General features: G+C 61.1%; 20 protein-coding genes. 10 read left to right on the top strand and 10 right to left on the bottom strand.

Annotated features, from left to right (window positions below):
* Nucleotides 1-100 precede the first annotated feature (100 nt).
* The 5 genes from CSE6_RS11960 to CSE6_RS11940 all read right to left on the bottom strand — a co-directional run bounded on the left by CSE6_RS11960 (nucleotide 101) and on the right by CSE6_RS11940 (nucleotide 4,159).
* The gene (locus CSE6_RS11960) at nucleotides 101-868 is read right to left on the bottom strand and encodes a class II glutamine amidotransferase (RefSeq protein WP_034355257.1); all 768 of its coding nucleotides are present in this window, start codon (nucleotides 866-868) and stop codon (nucleotides 101-103) included.
* 157 nt (nucleotides 869-1,025) lie between these two features.
* Nucleotides 1,026-1,214 (bottom strand): 4-oxalocrotonate tautomerase, encoded by a 189-nt coding sequence (locus tag CSE6_RS11955; protein WP_003060524.1) that lies wholly within the window; start codon nucleotides 1,212-1,214, stop codon nucleotides 1,026-1,028.
* A gap of 102 nt (nucleotides 1,215-1,316) precedes the next feature.
* Entirely contained in the window at nucleotides 1,317-1,505 is a 189-nt protein-coding gene (locus CSE6_RS11950) for a 4-oxalocrotonate tautomerase (RefSeq protein WP_003060526.1), read from the bottom strand.
* A gap of 54 nt (nucleotides 1,506-1,559) precedes the next feature.
* A complete protein-coding gene (locus tag CSE6_RS11945; protein WP_152668563.1) occupies nucleotides 1,560-1,805 on the bottom strand; it encodes a cysteine-rich CWC family protein in 246 nt (81 codons plus the stop codon).
* Between the two features lie 164 nt (nucleotides 1,806-1,969).
* Nucleotides 1,970-4,159 carry a malate synthase G gene (locus CSE6_RS11940; RefSeq protein WP_059440616.1) on the bottom strand — a complete coding sequence of 730 codons (2,190 nt, stop codon included), beginning with the start codon at nucleotides 4,157-4,159 and terminating at the stop codon, nucleotides 1,970-1,972.
* A gap of 493 nt (nucleotides 4,160-4,652) precedes the next feature.
* On the opposite strand from CSE6_RS11940, the gene CSE6_RS11935 reads away from it, so the two are divergent.
* Nucleotides 4,653-5,012 (top strand): hypothetical protein, encoded by a 360-nt coding sequence (locus CSE6_RS11935; RefSeq protein WP_003068180.1) that lies wholly within the window; start codon nucleotides 4,653-4,655, stop codon nucleotides 5,010-5,012.
* Between the two features lie 64 nt (nucleotides 5,013-5,076).
* Here CSE6_RS11935 and CSE6_RS11930 read toward each other — a convergent pair whose 3' ends face one another.
* Together CSE6_RS11930 and CSE6_RS11925 are read right to left on the bottom strand one after the other, a co-directional pair.
* Nucleotides 5,077-5,763, bottom strand: coding sequence for a response regulator transcription factor (locus CSE6_RS11930; RefSeq protein WP_045838848.1), 687 nt, complete (start codon nucleotides 5,761-5,763; stop codon nucleotides 5,077-5,079).
* Between the two features lie 12 nt (nucleotides 5,764-5,775).
* Nucleotides 5,776-6,975, bottom strand: a complete 1,200-nt coding sequence (locus CSE6_RS11925; protein ID WP_059440615.1) for a sensor histidine kinase KdpD — start codon at nucleotides 6,973-6,975, stop codon at nucleotides 5,776-5,778.
* Between the two features lie 388 nt (nucleotides 6,976-7,363).
* Here CSE6_RS11925 and CSE6_RS11920 point away from each other — a divergent pair, with 388 nt between their 5' ends.
* Together CSE6_RS11920 and CSE6_RS11915 are read left to right on the top strand one after the other, a co-directional pair.
* Entirely contained in the window at nucleotides 7,364-8,299 is a 936-nt protein-coding gene (locus CSE6_RS11920; RefSeq protein ID WP_003060536.1) for a LysR family transcriptional regulator, read from the top strand.
* 84 nt (nucleotides 8,300-8,383) lie between these two features.
* Nucleotides 8,384-8,830 (top strand): DUF2214 family protein, encoded by a 447-nt coding sequence (locus tag CSE6_RS11915; protein ID WP_059440614.1) that lies wholly within the window; start codon nucleotides 8,384-8,386, stop codon nucleotides 8,828-8,830.
* Between the two features lie 64 nt (nucleotides 8,831-8,894).
* Here the strand turns inward: CSE6_RS11915 and CSE6_RS26690 are convergent, their stop codons facing one another.
* Nucleotides 8,895-9,029, bottom strand: a complete 135-nt coding sequence (locus CSE6_RS26690; RefSeq protein WP_274522620.1) for a hypothetical protein — start codon at nucleotides 9,027-9,029, stop codon at nucleotides 8,895-8,897.
* A 165-nt stretch (nucleotides 9,030-9,194) separates the two neighbouring features.
* Here CSE6_RS26690 and argS point away from each other — a divergent pair, with 165 nt between their 5' ends.
* The 7 genes from argS (at nucleotide 9,195) to CSE6_RS11880 (ending at nucleotide 18,680) form a co-directional block, all read left to right on the top strand.
* Nucleotides 9,195-10,904 carry an arginine--tRNA ligase gene (gene argS / locus CSE6_RS11910; protein ID WP_003068188.1) on the top strand — a complete coding sequence of 570 codons (1,710 nt, stop codon included), beginning with the start codon at nucleotides 9,195-9,197 and terminating at the stop codon, nucleotides 10,902-10,904.
* Between the two features lie 101 nt (nucleotides 10,905-11,005).
* A complete protein-coding gene (locus CSE6_RS11905; RefSeq protein WP_034355240.1) occupies nucleotides 11,006-11,710 on the top strand; it encodes an SPOR domain-containing protein in 705 nt (234 codons plus the stop codon).
* 160 nt (nucleotides 11,711-11,870) lie between these two features.
* On the top strand, nucleotides 11,871-12,521 hold the full coding sequence (locus CSE6_RS11900) for a thiol:disulfide interchange protein DsbA/DsbL (protein WP_034396722.1): 651 nt from the start codon (nucleotides 11,871-11,873) through the stop codon (nucleotides 12,519-12,521).
* A gap of 1,120 nt (nucleotides 12,522-13,641) precedes the next feature.
* Nucleotides 13,642-15,375 (top strand): group II intron reverse transcriptase/maturase, encoded by a 1,734-nt coding sequence (gene ltrA, locus CSE6_RS11895; RefSeq protein ID WP_059440627.1) that lies wholly within the window; start codon nucleotides 13,642-13,644, stop codon nucleotides 15,373-15,375.
* A gap of 122 nt (nucleotides 15,376-15,497) precedes the next feature.
* Nucleotides 15,498-16,154 (top strand): lipopolysaccharide transport periplasmic protein LptA, encoded by a 657-nt coding sequence (lptA, locus tag CSE6_RS11890; protein ID WP_003068194.1) that lies wholly within the window; start codon nucleotides 15,498-15,500, stop codon nucleotides 16,152-16,154.
* Nucleotides 16,151-16,933 carry an LPS export ABC transporter ATP-binding protein gene (gene lptB / locus CSE6_RS11885; protein ID WP_034355232.1) on the top strand — a complete coding sequence of 261 codons (783 nt, stop codon included), beginning with the start codon at nucleotides 16,151-16,153 and terminating at the stop codon, nucleotides 16,931-16,933. Before lptA ends, lptB begins: the two co-directional genes overlap by 4 nt.
* Nucleotides 16,934-17,078: 145 nt before the next feature.
* A complete protein-coding gene (locus CSE6_RS11880; RefSeq protein ID WP_059440613.1) occupies nucleotides 17,079-18,680 on the top strand; it encodes an RNA polymerase factor sigma-54 in 1,602 nt (533 codons plus the stop codon).
* Nucleotides 18,681-18,869: 189 nt separating this feature from the next.
* On the opposite strand, the gene CSE6_RS11875 is transcribed toward CSE6_RS11880, so the two are convergent.
* Nucleotides 18,870-19,790, bottom strand: coding sequence for an aspartyl/asparaginyl beta-hydroxylase domain-containing protein (locus CSE6_RS11875; RefSeq protein ID WP_080746150.1), 921 nt, complete (start codon nucleotides 19,788-19,790; stop codon nucleotides 18,870-18,872).
* A gap of 135 nt (nucleotides 19,791-19,925) precedes the next feature.
* A complete protein-coding gene (locus CSE6_RS11870; protein WP_059440612.1) occupies nucleotides 19,926-21,158 on the bottom strand; it encodes a DUF711 family protein in 1,233 nt (410 codons plus the stop codon).
* Nucleotides 21,159-21,212 lie beyond the last annotated feature (54 nt).

Raw genomic sequence — 21,212 nt, 5'->3', positions numbered from 1 at the left:
CAGGGTGTCAAAGCATTCCGGCTACAAAAATACCGGAACCCCATAAAAAGAGAGCGCCTGGCGCTCTCTTTTTATTCTTCAGCAGTCAGCCTGAAGCACTTCAGTATGGTGCGGCCTGGCCATGCACAAACACGCGCAGCTCGCCGTTCTGGAAGGGAGTCCACTGCTCGTTCTGTGTCAGAGGGGCGGTGACGATGATGGCCACCTTGTCCTGGGGGGTGGTTTCGCGGGAGAAGTCCACGCTGAGATCCTCGTCGGACAGCTGTGCCTGGGTGAAGGGATGTCTACGCTCGATGTAGCAGAGGTGGGTCGTGGCATGGGCCCAGAGCGCCTCGCCGTTGGAGAGCAGGAAGTTGAACGTGCCGTGCGGTGCGATCTTGGCGGCCAGCTCGCGCAGGGTGTGGGTCAGCTCTTCGATGCTGGGCACGCCCGCATGGGACTTCCACAGCTCCTGCATGATCCAGCAGAAGGCCTGCTCGCTGTCCGTGTTGCCAATGGGCTGGAAGTGGGCGTGCAACTTGGGGGCAAAGTTCTTGAGATCGCCGTTGTGCGCGAAGACCCAGTTGCGTCCCCAGAGCTCGCGCACAAAGGGATGGCAGTTCTGCAGGCTGACCACGCCCTGGGTGGCCTTGCGGATATGGGCGATGACGTTGGTGCTCTTGATCGGGTATTCGCGGATGAGCTTGGCGATCTGGGAGTCGACGGCGCGTTCGTGATCGACGAAGTGGCGCAGGCCCTTGTCTTCGAAGAAGGCGATGCCCCAGCCGTCTGTGTGGTCGCCGGTGTTGCCTGCGCGCTGCGTGAAGCCTGAGAAGCTAAAGCGCACATCGGTAGGCGTGTTGCAGTTCATTCCAAGCAGCTGGCACATGGCTTCGTCATATCTTTCAAGCAAAAAAGCTTTATAGCCCAAGAATCTATGGATGATTTCGTCAATGATGGTGCTGCATGGCAGAGATCGTCAACCGCTGCCAAGCCAGCATGAAAAAAGCAGCCTAAGCTGCTTTGCGCAAGAGGGCGGCGATGGCCTATTCGCGGTCCAGCCAGAGCTTGCCGCCGGTGGCCCAGTCGTGACGCTTGATGTCGGTGATGATGATGTCCACCGATTCGGGCGAGCCGCCCAGCACTTCAACGCTGACGCGGGTGATTTCTTCGACCAGCTTGCGCTTTTGTTCGACGGTACGGCCTTCCATCATTTCGACATGGTAGGTGGGCATGTGCAGGTTTCCTTGCTGGCTTGGGGTTGGGAAAAGAGGCCCATCATAAGGCCGGGCTGGCCAAGAGCCGTCCCAGGACGGCCTCGGCCGCGTGCGGGTCGGTCAGCTTTGCTCCGACCAGAGCTTGCCGCCGGTGGCCCAGTTGTGGCGCGGCACGTCGGTGATGATGATGTCCACGGACTCGGGGGCACTGCCCAGCACCTCGGTGGTCACGCGGGTGATTTCTTCGGCCAGCTTGCGCTTTTGTTCAACGCTGCGGCCTTCAAACAGTTCAATGCGATAGGTGGGCATCAAGGTCTCCTTGCTGATGTTGAATGCCCGAGCTGCAAGGCGGTGAGCGCAGGATCAGGCAGGGGTGGAATCGTCGGCAACCGGCCGCGCACAGGCGGGGCAGATGCAGGCCTTGCCGCGTGCGTCGGCGGGCAGCCGCTCCAGTGCGTCCCGGGAAACCGGGGTCTGCATGCACCAGCAGCTCTGAGGCGGCAGGCCGGCGCTGATGGCGCACTGGTTGGGCTGGCCGCACAGAGGGCAGCGGCTGGCGTCTACGAGAGGATCGATGGGCATGGCCGCAGTGTAGAAGCCATCCGGCATCGCGAGGACTGAGGTCAAGAAAAATGCACTCGATGTACTGACATGGAGTGCATTTTGATAGCTGCTTGCGCCATTGAATCAATGGATTCAGATAGAAAAATCTTTGAAAGCCATTGATATCAAGCGAGAGCCGCTCCTTGTTCAGGAGCGGCCTTGCCCGGCAATCAGGCGCCGGCCTTGACCTTCAGGCGCCAGGCGTGCAGCAGAGGCTCGGTGTAGCCGGAAGGCTGTTCCTTGCCCTTGAACACCAGGTCCAGAGCCGCCTGATAGGCTGCGCCATCGGGATTGGCCACCAGGCTCTTGTAGGCTGCGTCGCCGGCGTTCTGCTCGTCAACGATCTTGGCCATGCGGGCATAGCTGTCGCGCACCATGGCTTCGGTGACGATGCCGTGCTGCAGCCAGTTGGCGATGTGCTGGCTGGAGATGCGCAGCGTGGCGCGGTCTTCCATCAGGCCTACGTTGTGGATGTCGGGCACCTTGGAGCAGCCCACGCCCTGGTCGATCCAGCGCACCACATAGCCGAGGATGCCTTGCACGTTGTTGTCCACTTCCTGCTGCTTTTCCGCATCGCTCCATTTGGGGTTGGTGGACACGGGCACTTGCAGGATGGCGTTCAGCAGTTCGTCGCACTCGGCGTCGGCGTTGGGGCTTTCCAGACCCTTTTGCACGTCGGCCACATTGATCTGGTGATAGTGCAGGGCGTGCAGGGTGGCGCCGGTGGGCGAGGGCACCCAGGCGGTGTTGGCACCGGCCTTGGGCTGGGCAATCTTCTGCTCCAGCATGGCCTTCATCAGGTCGGGCATGGCCCACATGCCCTTGCCGATCTGGGCGCGGCCGCGCAGGCCCATGTTCAGGCCGACCAGCACGTTGTTCTTTTCATAGGCGGGCAGCCAGGCGCAGGTCTTCATGTCGGCCTTGCGGACCATGGGGCCGGCATACATGGCGGTGTGCATTTCATCGCCGGTGCGGTCCAGGAAGCCGGTGTTGATGAAGGCCACGCGTGCGGGTGCAGCAGCGATAGCGGCCTTCAGGTTGACAGAAGTGCGACGCTCTTCGTCCATGATGCCGAGCTTGACGGTGTTCTCGGGCAGGCCCAGAACCTTTTCAACGCGGCCGAACAGTTCGTTCGCGAAGGCGGCTTCGGCGGGGCCGTGCATCTTGGGCTTGACGATGTAGACGCTGCCTGTGCGGCTATTGCGGATGCCGTTGGCGCCGCCCTTCAGGTCGTGAATGGCGATGGCGGTAGTCACCAGCGCGTCCATGATGCCTTCGGGGATTTCCTTCTGCTCGGGGCCCCACAGCACGGCGGGGTTGGTCATCAGATGGCCCACGTTGCGCACGAACATCAGCGAGCGGCCGTGCAGCTTCACGGGCTTGCCGTCGGCGCCGGTGTATTCGCGGTCGGGGTTCAGACCACGGGTCACGATCTTGCCGCCCTTTTCAAAGGACTCGGTCAGCGTGCCCTTCAGAATGCCCAGCCAGTTGGCATAGCCGTTGACCTTGTCTTCGGCATCCACAGCGGCCACGGAGTCTTCCAGATCCAGAATGGTGGACAGAGCGGCCTCGACCACCACGTCGGCCACGCCGGCGGCGTCAGTGCTGCCGATGGGGGTGGACTTGTTGATGATGATGTCGATGTGGATGCCGTTGTTCTTGAGCAGCACCGATTTGGGAGCCGCAGCATCGCCCTGGTAGCCGATGAACTTGGCTTCGTCCTTCAGGCTGGTCTTGCTGCCGTCCTTCAGGGACACGACCAGCTTGCCGCCTTCGACGGCGTAGCCGGTGGAGTCCTTGTGCGAGCCCGAGGCCAGGGGCACGGCCTGATCGAGGAAGTTGCGTGCGAATGCGATGACCTTGGCGCCGCGCACGGGGTTGTAGCCCTTGCCCTTCTCGGCGCCGCCTTCTTCGCTGATGGCGTCCGTGCCATACAGCGCGTCGTACAGCGAGCCCCAGCGGGCGTTGGCGGCGTTCAGCGCGTAGCGGGCGTTCAGAATGGGCACCACCAGCTGGGGGCCGGCCTGAATGGCCAGTTCGGCGTCGACGTTTTCGGTCGTGGCCTTGGCGTCCTTGGGAGACTCCACCAGATAGCCGATGCTGGTCAGAAACTGGCGGTAAGCCGCCATGTCGGCGATGGGGCCGGGGTTGGCCTTGTGCCAGGTATCGAGCTGCGTCTGCAGGCGATCGCGCTCGGCCAGCAGGGCTGCGTTCTTGGGCGCCAGATCGGCCACGATGGCGTCGAAGCCCTTCCAGTAGGTGTCCTGGTCCACGCCCGTGCCAGGCAGCACTTGCGTGTTCACAAAGTTGTACAGCTCGGTGGCGACTTGCAGGCCGTGGACTTGGGTGCGATCAGTCATTGGAAACCTCTGGTTGTGATGTCTCGGGATTCAGGAGTCGTTGCCCATCACGGGCAGCATGTGGGGAGACTGTATTTGAATTTTTTGAGTACATAAATAGCCTAAATAGTTCAGAACTCATGATGTTTTTATATGGAGTTCCTGGAATTTATGCGTTTTACGTACCAAAGGCGCCAGAGTTCGTCAGTTCTGACCGGTATGCGCGGCGGCTGCGGCGGTGACGGGCTCAGCAATAGATGGCAGAGACTGGAGGAGGCGGCGCGAGGTTTCTCCCGAAGCAATAGCTTCAATCGCTTGCCAGGCCTGAGCTGGCGGCAGATTGGACGGTGTTTTCACGTGTCTAATCTTTGTTCCTGAAGTAAGTGCATGCAATCAAATGACAAGGCTTTGTCTGTCATAAGTCGATATCCGCGCTCAGAAATGATTTGTTAATCTTGAAACAAATTGAGCATCTTCCGATATCGGCCAGCCAATCTTTACCAAGGAGCTCCTGATGGCGAATCTGAACGAAAGCCTGCAAGATCTGATGACCCTGGATGGCGCCATGTGCGCGGCAGTGGTGGATTACAACAGCGGCATGCTGTTGGGCAGCATAGGTTCCGGCGTGGACCTGGAGCTGGCTGCCGCAGGCAATACCGAAGTGGTGCGCGCCAAGATGAAGACCATGAAGTCCCTGGGTCTGAATGACAGCATCGAAGACATTCTGATCACCCTGGGCAAGCAGTATCACATCCTGCGCCCTGCCGAGAAGATCAACGGCATCTTCATCTACTACGTGCTGGACAACGGCCGTGCCAACCTGGCCCTGGCCAGGCGCAAGGTCTCGGATGTGGAGTCCAAGTTCGTCATGTGATTCAGCCGGTCTGAAGACGCGCAACGGGCCTGGAGGCCCGTTCTTGTTTTTCGCGCCGAATTGATCAGGCCGCGATCAAGGGGGCGCGGAACTGGTAGCCCACTTTCTGCTGGGACTGCAGTGGCACGGCCACGGGCGTCGCCTTTTCGATGCGGCGGCGCAGGCGGTAGATGGTGGCGTGCAGGTTGTTGTCGGACTCGGCTGCGCTGGTATGGGTCAGCAGGCTGCGGATATGGTCGCGGCTGACGGTTTCGCCCTGGGCCTGCAAAAAGCACTCCATCAGCATCAGGTCGGTGGCGCCCAGCTCCACGCTCTGGCCATCGGGGGCGGTCAGCAGACTGCGGCGGCTGTCCAGCTTCCAGGCCGTGGCCGTCCGGGCCGTGGTCATGATGCGCCGGTGCACGGCGCGAACGGCCAGTTCCACCTGCTCGAAGGTCACGGGCTTGGTCAGATACATATCTGCACCGGCGTTGATGACTTCGGCAAACACTTCGGGCCCCAGGCGCCCCGAGACAATCAGCACGCCGGCCTGGCTGCGCTTGCGGATGATGCGCAGCAGCTCGGTGCCAGCCACCCCGGGCAGCATCAGGTCCAGCACATAGAAATCAAATCGATAGGGTGCGTCGTCGGTCAGCAGGTCGCTGCTGTCGCTGTATGCCGTGACCTCCACGCCCTGGCCGCGCAGATGCTGGGCCAGAAATTCGCAGTACTCGGTGTCGTCGTCGACCAGGGCAAGAGTGGCAGGCAGCATGGGCGGCGGACCTCATTCGGCAAGACCTTGGGGAATGACCAGGCGCATGATCGTGCCATGCGGGCTGTGCGGCAGAGCTTGTACTGTACCTTGGTGCAACTGCAAGACCGCATGCACGATGAACAGGCCCAGGCCGGCGCCCGGGCGGCCGTGGCTGTGGTTGCCGCGCGAGCCTTTTTCGAACAGACGCGGGAGCAGCTCCTCGGAAATGCCGGGGCCCTGGTCCACGACTTCCAGAATCAGTGCCAGCGGCTCGTCGGACTCGGAGATGCGCAGCTGCACCGGGGTATCTGCGGGCGCATAGGCCAGGGCGTTGTTGAGCAGATTGCGAAGCGTCAGCCGCATCAGCGCCGGATGCAGCTGTACGGTGCGTGCCGTGGTCAGCCATTGCACATCGATGCGCGGGCGCAGGTCGGCCGCAATATCGTGCAGCACCAGCTTGATCAAGGTCGGCAGATCGGTCTCGCTGGAGGCGCCGGCTTTGCCGCCCGCGGCCAAAATAGTGCCGGCGGTCAGGGTGTTGTCCAGTGTGCCTATCACCTGCTGCAGCACATGCTCGGCGCGCAGCAAGGCCCTGGCGGCGGGCGCGGCATCGGCCAGATGCAGATCTTCGATGGCCTTGAGCGTGGCCTGCATGGCAGCCGAGGCATTGTTCAGCGGCTGGCGGATTTCATGGGAGAGCAGCTGCAGCATCTCGTTGTGTTCGCTCAGCATGGCCGTGCGCCAGTCCAGCAGGGTACGCAACCTGCCGAGCTCGCCCGCGTCCTGGCGGCTGCTGCGCAGTTGCTCGTGCAAGGCCTGCAGCTGCTCGCGCTGGCGTGCAATGACTTCGCCACGCGCATATTCGCGTCCTATGTCGCTGAGCTGCATCAGCACCTCGTGCCGGCCCTGGGCATCGGCTGCGCCGGGCGTGAGCTGTATGCGGCGGTGGTGCTGCGAACCGGAGTCACCGGGCCGTATGTCGTCATATTCCTGGTGCAAGCCCCGGGCGGCGGCCGTAAAGCGCGGGCCGTGGACTTGCCAGATCTGGGCAGGCAGCAGACCCTGCAGCGGCTGGCCGATGGGGCTGGTGTCCTCGGGCACATCCAGCCATTGGCACCAGGCGGGAGTGGCCATGAGCAGCAGCCCTTCGGCATTCCAGAGTGCACAGCCCTGGCCGGAGCGGTCCAGCAAATCGGCCAGATGGGCGGCAGAAACGGGTGAAAAGCTCATGACGGCGGGCGGCAGCGGATTTGTAAATGTGTTTTGCAAATCATAGGTTTAACGCCTGGCTCTGCCCAACAGCTCATGGCGCTGGCGAATAAGCGATATTCCTGCCTCAGGGAAAACGGTAAATTTTGATATAAACATATATAAACATCAAAGATTCACCGACAACTTGTGACTTCTAAGTAAGATATATCGCAATGAAGTCGCATGCGGGACAGGCATGCAGCGCTGATTGATGACTTTTATAGTGATAGCAGTCAGCGCTCTTGTTTAAAGAACTTTCGATAAAAACATTTGAGAAATCAAGACTGCTTGTGCGGTATGTGCTCTTGTATTAGTAGTGCACGCTACCGCAGCAGGAGACAACACGGACCAGACAGGAGCAGCGGTCATGGACAAACTCAAGGCATTTGAGTCTTTTGTATCGGTAGCGACCAGGGGCAGCTTGACGGCTGCAGCCAAGGCCGAAGGTGTGGCGCCCGCCATCATGGGGCGCCGTCTGGACGCTCTGGAAGAGCATCTGGGCGTCAAGCTCATGGTGCGCACCACGCGCCGCATCTCGCTGACCCACGAAGGCAGCGCCTTCCTGGAAGATTGCCAGCGCCTGCTCTCCGATGTGTGCAATGCCGAGGCCAGCGTGTCGGCCGGCGGCGTCAAGGCCACGGGCCATCTGCGCATCACGGCGCCTGCCGGTTTCGGCCGCCGCCATGTGGCGCCGCTGGTGCCGCGCTTCCGCGACCTGCACCCCGATGTCACCATCTCGCTGAACCTCAGCGACCGCGTGGTCGATCTGGCGGGCGAGGGCTTCGATTGCGCGGTGCGCGTGGGCGATCTGCCGGACTCGGCCCTGGTCAGCGTGCGCATTGCCGACAACCGCCGCCTGTGCGTGGCCACGCCCGGCTATCTGGAGCGCCGCGGCACGCCCAAGCATCCCAGCGAGCTGACCCAGCATGACTGTCTGACGCTGTCGTCCGACGCCTCGCAAACACGGGGTTGGGCCTTCCGCATCCCGCATCCCGAAAGCGGCACCAGCGAGGTCGTGCACTTCAAGCCGGGTGGCCCGCTGGACTGCTCCGACGGTCAGGTGTTGCACGACTGGTGCCTGGGCGGCTGGGGCATTGCCTGGCGCAGCACCTGGGAGGTGGAGGCCGAGATCGCCGCCGGTCGCCTCGTGCCCGTGCTGGAAGAGTTTGCCGCGCCGCCCAACGGCATCTTCGTGGTCTTCCCCCAGCGCAAGCACATGCCGCTGCGCGTGCGCATGTGGATCGACTACCTCAAGCACCACTACAACCAGCCGGACTTCTTTCGTCTCGGCGTGGATCTCTGAGCGGGCTTGAAACGGTAGACAATGGACCGGTCGCCGTGGCCTGATACAGGCCGCTGAACCCGTCCTTTTTTCTACGATGAAGCCATGACCTTTGAAGCTGTTCTTGCCAGCGCCCATCTGCTGGCGATCCTGACCCTGGTGGTGTTTCTGACCAGCCAGGCCGCCCTGTGTCGTGTGGAATGGATGAATGCCGCCGTGGTGCAGCGCCTGGCCAGGCTGGACATGATCTACGGCATTGCCGCCGTCATCCTGCTGTTGACCGGCATCGCGCGCCTGCTCTGGGGCGTCAAGGGCATGGGAGCCTATACGGCCTCGCCGCTGTTCCATCTCAAGATGACGCTGTTCGTCATCGCCTTTTTGCTTTCGCTCAAGCCCACGCTGACCTTCCGCCGCTGGAAGAAGGCGCTGGATGCAAGCGGTCAGCTGCCGCCGCCCGAGGAAATCAAGCAGACCCGCAAATGGGTGATGTGGCAGGGCCATGTGGTGCCGGTGATCGCCGTGGTTGCCATCTTCTGGGCGCGCGGCATGTAATCTGCGCCAGACCCCGCAAAAGACAAAGGCCGCTGCAAAGCGGCCTTTTTCACGTCTGCGGCATTCAGAACGTGCCGCGTAGCGTCAGCATCGCAGCCAGATCCTGGTGGTTGATGTCGCGCTCGCAGGTGTTGCAGTTGAAGGTGTAGCCGGCAAACAGGTTCCAGCCGCGGCTGAGCTCGCCGCTGAACGTGGGCATGGCCTGCATTCGGGGTTCAAGCGAGAATGACTTCCCTTTGCGCAATGACTGTGTGTGGCCGCCGAAACATGCAGATACCGCCCTACAGCCTGTGAACCGGCCCTGGAACAAGGGTGTGGCGCCAGCGATTCGGCAGGACTTGAATCCGGCACGTAAAATCCCGCGATGCTCTCCGTCAAACAGGAATTGCTCGCAGCCCTGGCTGCTGAGCTCGAAACACTCTCGCCCGGCGCCGGCGCACGCGCTGCGTTTGAAAACCCCAAAGTGGCAGCCCATGGCGATTTCGCCTGCACGGCGGCCATGCAGCTGGCCAAGCCTCTGAAGGCCAACCCGCGCGCCCTGGGCGAGCAGCTCAAGACCGCGCTGGAGGCTACAGCCGCCTTCCAGCAGTGGGTGGATGCGATTGAAATCGCGGGTCCGGGCTTTCTCAACATTCGCCTCAAGCCTGCTGCCAAGCAGGAGGTGGTGCGCGAAGTGCTGGCGCAAGCCCAGAAGTTCGGCTACCAGGCCGATCGCGGTGAAAACATCCTCGTCGAGTTCGTCTCCGCCAACCCCACCGGCCCTCTGCATGTGGGCCATGGCCGCCAGGCTGCGATCGGCGACGCCATCAGCAACCTCTATTCCACCCAGGGCTGGAAGGTTCACCGCGAGTTCTATTACAACGACGCGGGCGTGCAGATCGACACCCTGACCAAGAGCACCCAGCTGCGCGCCAAAGGCTTCAAGCCCGGTGACGAATGCTGGCCCACCGACAGCGAAAACCCGCTGGCCAAGAATTTCTACAACGGTGACTACATTGCCGACATCGCCAAGGCTTTCCTGGCCAAGGAAACCATCAAGGCTGATGACCGCGAGTTCACCGCCAACGGCGATGTCGAGGATTACGACAACATCCGCCAGTTTGCCGTGGCCTATCTGCGCAACGAGCAGGACAAGGATCTGCAGGCCTTCAACCTCAAGTTCGACGAGTACTACCTCGAGTCCAGCCTCTATGAAAACGGTCATGTCGAAGCGACGGTCAACCGCCTGATCGCCAACGGCAAGACCTATGAGCAGGACGGCGCGCTGTGGCTCAGGTCCACCGACTACGGCGACGACAAAGACCGCGTGATGCGCAAGACTGACGGCGGCTACACCTACTTTGTGCCCGATGTGGCCTATCACATCCAGAAGTTCAAGCGTGGCTTCACCAAGGTGGTGAACATTCAGGGTACGGACCACCACGGCACCATTGCCCGCGTGCGCGCCGGCCTGCAGGCTGCCGATGTAGGCATCCCCGAGGGCTACCCCGACTACGTGCTGCACACCATGGTGCGCGTGGTGCGCAACGGCGAAGAGGTCAAGATCAGCAAGCGCGCCGGCTCCTACGTCACGCTGCGCGATCTGATCGAGTGGACCAGCAAGGATGCCGTGCGCTTCTTCCTGCTCTCGCGCAAGCCCGACACCGAGTACACCTTCGACGTGGATCTGGCCGTGGCCCAGAACAACGACAACCCCGTGTACTACGTGCAGTATGCCCATGCGCGCATCCAGTCCGTGCTGCGTGCCTGGCAGGAGGCCGGCGGTGCAGGCCTGGCGGCACTCAAGGATGTGGACCTGTCCGCTCTGGAAGGCCCGCAGGCCCAGGCGCTGATGCTGCTGCTGGCCAAGTACCCCGAGATGCTGACTGCTGCTGCCGAAGGCAACGCACCGCACGACGTGACCTTCTATCTGCGCGATCTGGCCTCCAGCTATCACAGCTACTACGACGCAGAGCGCATCCTGGTGGACGACGAAAAGGTCAAGCTCGCACGTCTGGCCCTGGTCGCTGCCACGGCCCAGGTGTTGCACAATGGTCTGGCGGTGCTGGGTGTGAGCGCACCCGAGCGCATGTAATCCCAGTTTCCTGTCCATCGGTCGCCTTGCTGGCCTTGCCTGTCAGGGGTCGATGGATCTGAGAATGGAATAACTGAAGCAGAAAGCGTTAAGCGACTGATATGAAGAACCAGCAACGCGGTGGAACCATCCTGGGGCTTATCTTTGGCATGGTCATCGGTCTGGCTGCGGCCCTGGCCGTGGCCATCTATGTGACCAAGGTGCCGGTGCCCTTCCTCAACAAGGGTGGAAACAACACTCAGCGCGATGCGGCCGAGGCCGAGCGCAACAAGAACTGGGACCCCAACGCACCGCTGCAGAGCCGCCAGCCTGCACCGCCCCCGGTGACACCACCAGTTCCTCCAAGCGATGTGACGGTGTCGCCGCCTACACCTGCGGTACAACCTACTGCAACCGGCGGAGTCACCACGCCGCCGCCACCTTCTACGCCGGAGAAGCCTGCCAAGTCCGCATCGGGTGATCCGCTGGGTGATCTGGTCAAGGAGCGCTCCGCAGCAGCCGACAAGGCAGACAAGGCGCGTGCAGACAAGGAAAAGGCGGCCGCGCAGACGGCATCCTCTTCGGACTCTGCGTTCAACTACTTTGTGCAGGCCGGTGCTTTCCGCGGCCAGAGCGAAGCGGAAGCGCAGCGTGCCAAGCTGGCCATGCTGGGCTGGGAGTCGCGCATCAGCGAGCGTGAGCAGAACGGCATCACCGTTTTCCGCGTGCGCGTGGGGCCGTTCAGCAAGCGTGACGACGCTGAGCAGCTCAAGGGCAAGCTCGACGGTGCGGGCGTGGACTCGACTCTGGTGCGCGCGGCCAGATAGCAAGGCCCCTGAGGCGCTGCGCGCCGGGGGACTGCAGCTTAGCTGCGGGGCGGCCCTTGCTTGAGACCTCTGACTTGTGCCATTGGTAGTTTTGACAACGCTGAACTTTTTTGGGCCTGTTGGCTCTGATATTGCAGACCTGATACAGGAGTTTGTTTAGATGAAACGTCGCGAATTCTCTCTGGCTGCCTCGGCAGCTGCTGCCGGTGCCCTGACTCTGGGTGCCTCCTCCAGCTGGGCCCAGGGCGCTGCGCCCAAGGAAGGCAAGGACTACATCAAGCTCGGCAAGCCCGCCAGCGTGAGCGCGCCGGCCGGCAAGGTCGAGGTGGTCGAGTTCTTCTGGTACAGCTGCCCGCATTGCAATGCCTTCGAGCCCCAGTTCGAAGCCTGGGCAAAGAGCCAGCCTGCCGATGTGGTGGTGCGCCGCGTGCCCGTGGCTTTCAATGCCTCTTTCGTGCCACAGCAAAAGCTGTACTACGCCCTGGAGGGCATGAACCTGCTGCCCCAGCTGCATGCCAAGGTGTTCCGCACCATCCACGTGGATCGCAATCTGCTCAAGACCGATGACGCCATCTTTGACTGGGTCGGCAAGCAGGGCGTGGATCTGGCCAAGTTCAAGGAGGTCTACAACTCCTTCACCGTGGCCAATCAGGCGCGCAAGGCCGCTCAGCTGCAAAACGAATATGACGTGGAAGGCGTGCCCGCCATGGGTGTGGCCGGCCGCTACTACACGGACGGCACCAAGGCCGGCAATATGGAGAATGTGCTGCGCGTGGTCAATGCGCTGGTCGCCTCCAGCCGCAAGGCCTGAGATCAGGCAGCAGACGCCAGTGACGTTTGACGCCCAACAAGCCCGCCGCCGTGCGGGCTTTTTTGTGGGTGTTTTTTACGCAAGTTGCAAAAAGGGAATGACTACAATGGATGCAAGAGTGCGACACGTGTCGCGTCTTTTGTGGCCTCGTGCCATCTTTCAAATGAGCGATAAGCCTTAGAGGTCTAAGCTCCATTGCTACTTAAAACGTAGCAATTTCAATCTGCAGCCGAATGGCTCAATTCGGCTGCAAGCCTTTCCCCACAAGGGAAGGGCAAGCATTTGCACGTCCTTTCCAAGGATTTGCGCGCCGTTTTGGCCCATTTTCGCCACAGAAGTGTGGTGAGGATGAGACACGTCTGAAATTTTCCACGAACATGGAAACGTCCCGACGTAAGGCTTCAGATACGGAAGGGCGCAAAGCTCTGATCTGCCTTGTCATACTTTTCAGAAATGGAATCGCTATGACTTTGTGTGTGACCACAAATAGCCTACGGTGATGTGCAAGACCAGTAATGGTCCTGTGCAGAGCTCACCCGACAACGTACCCCCGCATAGCGGCAGAAACCACTCGCGAGAGTGATTTCTGGAGGCTGCCAGCAGAAAGGCGGTTAAGGGGCCAGGCTAATTCCGCATGGGCAACGTAAAGTGAATCGTCGTTCGAACCTGGGTGACCATTGAGGGGCCAAATCTGCTGATAGGCCACGACCAAAAGGTACGCTGAAGGCTGTGTCTGTTCTTGCTAGACACACGTCACCAACATTCAGCCCCGGGATAGATGAGTCCTAAACGGATAGACAGGAAGCGGCGCAAGCCGCCAACGTCGGTAGATTAGGGAACGTGGTAAGCCCCACCGTCCGCCAGCACGCGCAAGCGCGATGGCAGGGAAGTCGTAAGGCGACCTGTTGGATGAGGGGGTATGGGATAGTGGAAAAAGCGAATGGCTGCCTGTAATGGGTGGCATAAGGCATTTGTCCTAACGCGAAAGCGTGCCCACTTCCACTTGGTGCAACCGTCGCTCGCGACTGTTGGTGTTCATTTCATAGCCCAAAAGGGACGCATAGCCTCCCTTTTGGGAAGTCACGCGTCCTCCAAAGGGTCAAACCTGAAAGAGGAAAGCATGAGAGAAACAACTGTCTCCAGTAGTTCTGCGTCCTCACGCGAACCGCAAGACTGGCACGCCATTGATTGGCACCGGGTCGAGCAGTTCGTGAGAACGACGCAGCAACGCATAGCGAAGGCTACGCTGGAGAAAGACTGGCGCAGGGTGAAAGCCTTGCAACGGTCTTTAATCCACTCGTTTTCCGCCAGGGCTCTGGCAGTAAGACGAGTTACCGAAAACCAAGGCAAGCGAACGGCAGGTGTCGATCGCCAGCTTTGGGATTCTCCTGCCCTGAAACGGGTGGCAATTGGTCGGTTGAAACAGCAACGGGGATATAGAGCTAAACCGCTTCGGCGGGTCTACATCCCGAAGTCCAACGGAAAGGAGCGCCCTCTGGGCATTCCCACGATGTTGGATCGGGCCATGCAGGCGCTACACCTGCTTGGACTGGAACCTGTGGCGGAAACCACGAGCGATCTGAACAGCTACGGCTTTAGGAGGAATCGCTCGACGGCGGATGCCATGGGCCAGATAGTCGTCTGCACATCCAAGAGAGACTCTGCTCAGTGGGTGCTGGAGGCGGATATCCAAGGCTGTTTCGACCATATCAACCATGAGTGGCTGGTACGTCACGTTCCTATGAACAAGACAATCTTGCTCAAATGGTTGAAAGCCGGGGTAGTCCACCAGGGCCGCCTATCGCCAACCACAGAAGGGACGCCACAAGGCGGCATCATCTCGCCAACATTGGCGAACATGTGTCTGAACGGGCTGGAATCGGGCTTGATCGCATACCTTCGGGGGCGGTTTGGCGTGAAAAAGGCCGCGAAACTGAAAGTCAACGTGATCCGGTACGCCGACGACTTTGTGATCACGGGTAGCTCTCAAGAGCTGCTCGGGACAGAGGTTAGGCCTTGGATAGAAGCATTCCTCGCACAACGGGGTCTGCGCCTATCACTGGAAAAGACGAAGGTCACACACATAGACACCGGTTTCGATTTCCTGGGGTGGAACTTTCGCAAATACAAAGGGAAGTTTCTCAACAAACCAAGCAAGAAGAACGCGCAAGCGCTCTATCGCAAGGTCAGTGAAATCGTGAAGTCACACGTATCCATGAAGCAGGAGGATCTCATAGCCAAACTGAACCCAATCCTTCGGGGATGGGCGCAGTACCACCAACCGGTGGTGGCGAAGGAAACCTTCAGTCGGATGGACAGCCTGATCTACTGGCGCCTAGTGCGCTGGACGAGAAGACGACATCCGAATAAGTCCCTCCTCTGGTGCAAAAGCCGTTACTGGCGGCGCATCAAGGACAGGGATGAGTTCGCAGCAACCGTGAAAACGGCAGACGGCTCACTCACGACCAAATTGTTGAAGCTTGCTGATACAAAGATCGTGAGGCACGAAAAGATCAGAGGGAGTTACAACCCCTTTGACCCGGCTGATGAGGTTTATGGCGAAGACTTGAGGACGAAGCGCATGTTGAAAAATATGTCGTACCAGTACGAAACGTCGATGCTCTACATCTCACAGAACGGACGTTGCGCACTATGTGCGGAACCGTTGGAAGAAGGGGAACGCTGGCACGACCACCACATTGTTTACAAGGTGGCGGGTGGATCAGACAAACTCTCCAATCGGGTGCTACTGCACCCCGTCTGTCACAGGCGGTTGCATGCACTGGGTTTACAGGTAGCGAAACCGGCCTCTCAAGGGCTTAGCGTTCAATCAGGAAAAAACAATCCATCCTAGAATGGAGAGTATTGAAGATTGAACTTGTTGTGCTTGAGCCGGATGCGGTGAAAGTCGCAAGTCCGGTTCTTAGGGGGGGATGGTTCAGCAATGAACTGTCCCTACCCTCCAACGTGCCTTCCATGAAAAAAACACTCCTACCTCTTGCGCTGGCCTGCGCCCTGGCAGCAGCGACCGGCATTGTCCATGCCGAAAAAGCCGACAGCGCCAAGCCCATGAATATCGAGGCGGATGCGTTGCGTCATGACGAGCTGCAGCAGACCAGTGTCTTTACTGGCAATGTGGTGATGACCAAGGGCTCCATCGTGCTGCGCGGTGCTCAGCTCGATGTGCGGCAGGACGCCGAGGGCTATCAGTACGGTGTGATCAAGGCCGAGGCCGGCAAGCGAGCGTTCTTCCGCCAGAAGCGCGATACCGTGGCCGGTCAGCCCGAGGAGTTCATCGAGGGCGAAGGCGAAGTCATCGAGTACGACGGCAAGGCCGATATCGTCAAGTTCATCCGTCGTGGCGAGATGCGCCGCTACCGTGGCGGTCAGCTCAGCGATCAGGTCACGGGCTCCATCATCGTCTACAACAACATCACCGACGTCTATACCGTCGATGGCCAGAAGACCAGCGGCGGCCTGCCTAGCTCCTCCGTGGGACAGGGCGGCCGTGTGCGCGCCATCATGGCGCCCAAGGACGGCACGCCGGGGGCACAGCCCAAGCCTGCAACACCTGCCACGCAGCTGCGCCAGAGCATGACGCTGGGCGGCGAGAAAGCCGACGAGAAGAAATGAGCGAGCCGACTTTCTCCAGCAGCCGCAGCGGCGAGTCCGACAGCCGCCTGGAGGCCAAACATCTGGCCAAGTCCTACGGCAGCCGCAAGGTGGTCAAGGATGTGTCCCTGTCCGTGCAAAAAGGCGAGGTCGTCGGTCTGCTCGGCCCTAATGGAGCGGGCAAGACCACATCGTTCTACATGATCGTGGGCCTGGTGCGCAGCGACGGCGGCGAGATCTTCATCGACGGCCAGCCGGTGGGCGGCATGCCGATTCACCAGCGTTCGCGCCTGGGCCTGTCCTATCTGCCCCAGGAAGCCTCCATCTTTCGCAAGCTCAGCGTGGAAGACAATGTGCGCGCCGTGCTGGAGCTGCAAAAGGACGAGCAGGGCAAGGCGCTGACGCGCGACGAGATCGAAAAGCGCCTCACGGGCCTGCTGCAGGAGCTGCGCGTCGAGCATCTGCGCCAGTCGCCGGCGCTGGCGCTGTCAGGCGGTGAGCGCCGTCGCGTGGAAATTGCCCGCGCCCTGGCCACGCAACCGCGCTTTATTTTGCTTGACGAGCCTTTTGCCGGCATCGACCCGATCGCGGTGATCGAGATCCAGCGCATCATCGGCTTCCTCAAGGAGCGCGGCATCGGCGTGCTGATCACCGACCATAATGTGCGCGAGACGCTGGGCATCTGCGACCACGCCTTCATCATCAGCGACGGTCATGTGCTGGCCGAAGGCACGCCCGAGGAGATCGTGGAGAACGCCGATGTGCGCCGCGTCTATCTGGGCGAACATTTCAGGATGTGATGACCGCCACGCTCCCTCACTTTGTGCGGTCGCTGCCCCCAGAAGGGGCCCTGACCGGCTGCGCCGGGGTTTGCCTTGAGGTGGCCCGGCGGCAAACCCGTAGCACTGCGCGCGTTTGCAATGATTGTCTGGGGGCCGCGCCTCGATGAAGCCAGGTCTCTCGCTACGCGTTTCGCAGCATTTATCGCTTACGCCGCAGCTGCAGCAATCCATTCAGCTGCTGCAGCTTTCCACCCTGGAGCTGGCGCAGGAAGTCGAGCAGATGCTGGTCGACAACCCTTTTCTGGAACGTGCGGGCGATGAGGCCGAAACTGCGGGAGATGCTCCTGTAGATGTAGCTAATAGCGCCGGTGAATACAGTACTTCAGATAGTATTCATGCTGAAAGAGATGCATCGCAAGCGCAACAAGCTACTGAAACGGTAGCGGAGACATCAAACCCCGAAACCCCTGAAACGCTGAACTGGGAGGCCGAGGGCCTGGACGGTCAGGACGGGGAATGGGGTGGCGAATCCAGTAGCGAGTGGGATACGCCCTCGGCCAGCAGCTCCACGCGCAACCGCGATGGCGATGACGAAACCGATGCCATCGATCTGGCGCGCGAGCACCAGAGCCTGACCGACTTTCTCCATCGTCAGGCGCTGAGCCTGCATCTGGGCGCGGCGGACATGGCGGCGCTGCGCTTTCTCATCGAGTCGCTCAGCGACGACGGCTATCTCGAGGATTCCCTGCAGGAGCTGGCGCAAAGCCTGGCCGGCGACGACCTGGAAGAGCGCGAGGAGCTGGAGCAGCACTTTGTCATTGCGCTGAAGCTGCTGCAAAGCCTGGAGCCCGTGGGCGTGGGAGCGCGTGATCTGGCCGAGTGCCTGCAGCTGCAGCTGCGCGACCTGATCCGCACCGCCGAGGATGAGGGCACGACCGAGGCGCATATGAACCGGCTGCTGCTGGCGCAGGCCATCTGCGCTCAGCCCATGGACCTGCTGGCGCGGCGCGATCTGCGCAAGCTCACCAGTCTGTGCGGTGCGCGCGAGGAGCAACTGCGCGAGGCCATGGCCCTGATCGCCAGACTGGAGCCGCGTCCGGGGCGCCGCTTTGTCGACGTGGAACGCCATATCGTGGTGCCCGATGTCATCGTGCGCCCGGTGCGGGCCGGCTCGGGCCGGGTGGACTTCTCCGTGCAGCTCAACCCCGAGGTCATGCCGCGTCTGCGCGTGCATGACATCTATGCCAGCGTACTGCGCCGCCACAAGAACAGCGACGGCCATGCGGCGCTGCAGCAGCAACTGCAGGAGGCGCGCTGGTTCATCAAGAACATCCAGCAGCGCTTCGACACCATCTTGCGGGTCTCCGAAGCCATCGTGGAGCGGCAGAAGAACTTCTTTGTGCATGGCGAGCTGGCCATGCGACCGCTGGTGCTGCGCGATATCGCCGACACGCTGGGCCTGCACGAGTCCACCATCAGCCGTGTGACCACCGCCAAGTACATGGCCACGCCCCAGGGCACCTTCGAGCTCAAGTACTTCTTCGGTTCGGGCCTGGGCACGGAAACCGGCGGCAGCGCCTCCAGCACGGCCGTGCGTGCGCTGATCAAGCAGTTTGTCGATGCCGAAGATGCCAAGAAGCCGCTGTCGGACGCCAAGCTGGCCGATATGCTCAAAGAGCAGGGCATCGAGTGCGCGCGCCGCACCGTCGCCAAATACCGCGAGCAGCTCAAGATACCGACGACCACGCTGCGCAAGGCGCTGTAGGGCACCGCAGAAACAAGAAAGCCGCTGATGCATCGCACAGCGGCTTTCTTGCTCTGTCTTTAGGGCGGGAGCCTTGATAAGGCATTCCTCAAGCAAGGGGCAGCGAGCAAGAGCTGCCCTTGCGGCGATGCTGCCGTCCCCCTTGGGGGCGCCCGGCCAGGGGAAGGCGCGTAGCGCCTCAGGGGGTTATCAAGAAACCAACCACCAGATAAACCAGACCAGCACGCCAATCATCAGGCCGAACTTGAGGATCTTGTAGAAGGTCGGATTCCAGTCGCGGAAGGCGCGGCGGTACTTGCCCGCATAGAACGAGATCTTGAACAGCTTGCTGATCATGCCGCGCGGATCGCCCTCGTTGTTGGGCGAGCTGGCGGCGGCCACCACGTTCTTGCCCAGCCAGTGATTGAGCCACTGGGCAAAGCCATTGGTCATGGGGCGCTCCACATCGCAGAACAGCACGATGCGGTTGCCTTCGCTGCGGTTCTCGGCCCAGTGCATAAAGGTCTCGTCGAAGATCACGCCTTCACCTTCACGCCAGCTATAGGGCTGGCCGTCGACCTCGATCATGCAGCGGTCGTCGTTGGGGGCCAGCACGGCCAGGTGATAGCGCAGCGAGCCTGCATAGGGGTCGCGGTGCAGATTGAGCTTGGCGCCGGGCGGCAGCTCGGCAAACATGGCGGCCTTGACGCTGGGAATCGATTTCACCAGGGCCGTGGTCTTGGGGCACAGCTCCATGGCCGAAGGGTGGGCATCGCCGTACCACTTGAGATAGAAGCGCTTCCAGCCGGTCTTGAAGAAGGAGTTGAAGCCTGCGTCATCGTTATTGGCGGCGGCCTTGATCTGCATGTTCTTTTGCAGATTGACGGCTTCCTCGCGGATTTCACGCCAGTTGGCCTGCAGCGGCGCCAGCTCGGGGAAGGTGCTGGTGGGCAGATAGGGCGTGCGCGGCACCTTGCTGAACATCAGCATGAAGACGTTGAACGGCGCTGTGAACGTGGAGTGGTCAAACAATTGCTTGACCACCTTGTGGCGCACCTTGCCGCGCAGATGCATGTACAGCCCGCAGCCAAAGAAAAGCAGCACCAGTGCCAGAACGATTATTTTTGCCATAAGGGCCAATTTTACCGGGGGCACCCCGGCGGCCACCATGGGGGCAGGTCAAACAGAACCGGGGTAGGGGAATATCAAAAGCAATAGCTGCCGGCGCTTGACGGCCAGGCGCGGCAGCCGGTCAGGATCAGATACTCAAGGCAGAGCCAGCACGGCGCAGTTGCACAGATCCGCGCTCTCGAACACCGTTGTGTCGCCCGCTTTGAGGCCCGGCACGGGGAATAGCCGCACCGTCAGCGGCTTGTTGAGGCGAAAAGCCATGGTGCCCGTATCGCGCATGACGGCGGCGATCTGCTCGGCGCTGCTATCGCCCGGCACAGGCACGGTATCGAGGCCGATGCCGCAGACGCTGCTGTAGGTCAGCAGGGCGCGGATATCGAATTCGTCATTCAGACTGGCCTGGGCCAGGCCTTGGTCCTCGGTCACGGCCAGCATCAGGCCGCTGAAGCCGATCTGCGTCACGCCGTTGACTGATTTGAAGACGCGGGTCAGCAGGGCCGAGGCTTCCACCGTGCCGCTGGCGCCGAAACAGGGCACGCCCAGCAGTTGGTAGACATCGACCATGGAGGCGCAGGACTTGGACGGCGCGGCCGAGGTGTCCATGCCCGCGATATGCCAGCTCTCGGCCAGTTTCACGCCGTCGGCACAGCGCTGGATGGCAGTGGCATGCTCGTTCAGAGTCTGGCTCAGGCGCTCGAATGCGAGCCTGAACCACGCCGCGTGATCGAGCTGCAGGCGCTGCTGCTGCAGCTCCTGCAGTTCAGCCACCATGAGGTCTGGCGTTTCCAGGCCCAGCACCAGGGCGCCGTGGTGCTGGCCGCGGTGGTAGCTGGCCGGGAAATAGGGAATGCCGGGCGCGCAGTTGAAGTTGACCGTGAAGTTGAAGTTGCCTTCGCCGCGTGGCGTGCTGCGCGCGATCTGCTGAATTGCCTGCACGCTATGGGCCAGCAAACCGGTCTGCAGAAAGCCATGTTCATCCAGATCGATGTTTACGCAGGCGTTGCACAGGTCGCCATAGGCGGCAATCAGCTGCGGCAGCAGGGCCACTTCCTGCGCATTGCGCGCCTCGCCCACGGCAAAGCGGATGCGGCGTTTGCCGGTGTTGATGGCCTTGAGCGTTTCGGCAATGCGCTGCAGGCCGGCTTGGGCGCTGTCTGCGCTGGAGACATCCAGATATTCGCCAAACGGGTTGCTCACGATGCGGATGGACTGCACCTGATAGCCCCGGGCCTCAATGGCATCGGCCACGGCATCGCATTGCTGCTTGGCCTGGGTCAGGTCGGCCTGCCACTGTGCCTCATCGGCGCTCAGGTTGACAAAGGCGGTGACGGTGCGCACGCGCACCAGCGGGTTGAAGCTGATATTCATAGCAGTATCCGTAGGCGGGAGAATGGCTGGCGGCCATTTTGCCTCTGAACACGC

Source organism: Comamonas sp. E6, assembly GCF_001010305.1.
Taxonomy (GTDB): Bacteria; Pseudomonadota; Gammaproteobacteria; order Burkholderiales; family Burkholderiaceae_C; genus Comamonas; species Comamonas thiooxydans.
The sequence above is the reverse complement of the archived record's forward strand: the minus strand, read 5'-3'. Positions and strand labels throughout refer to the sequence as shown.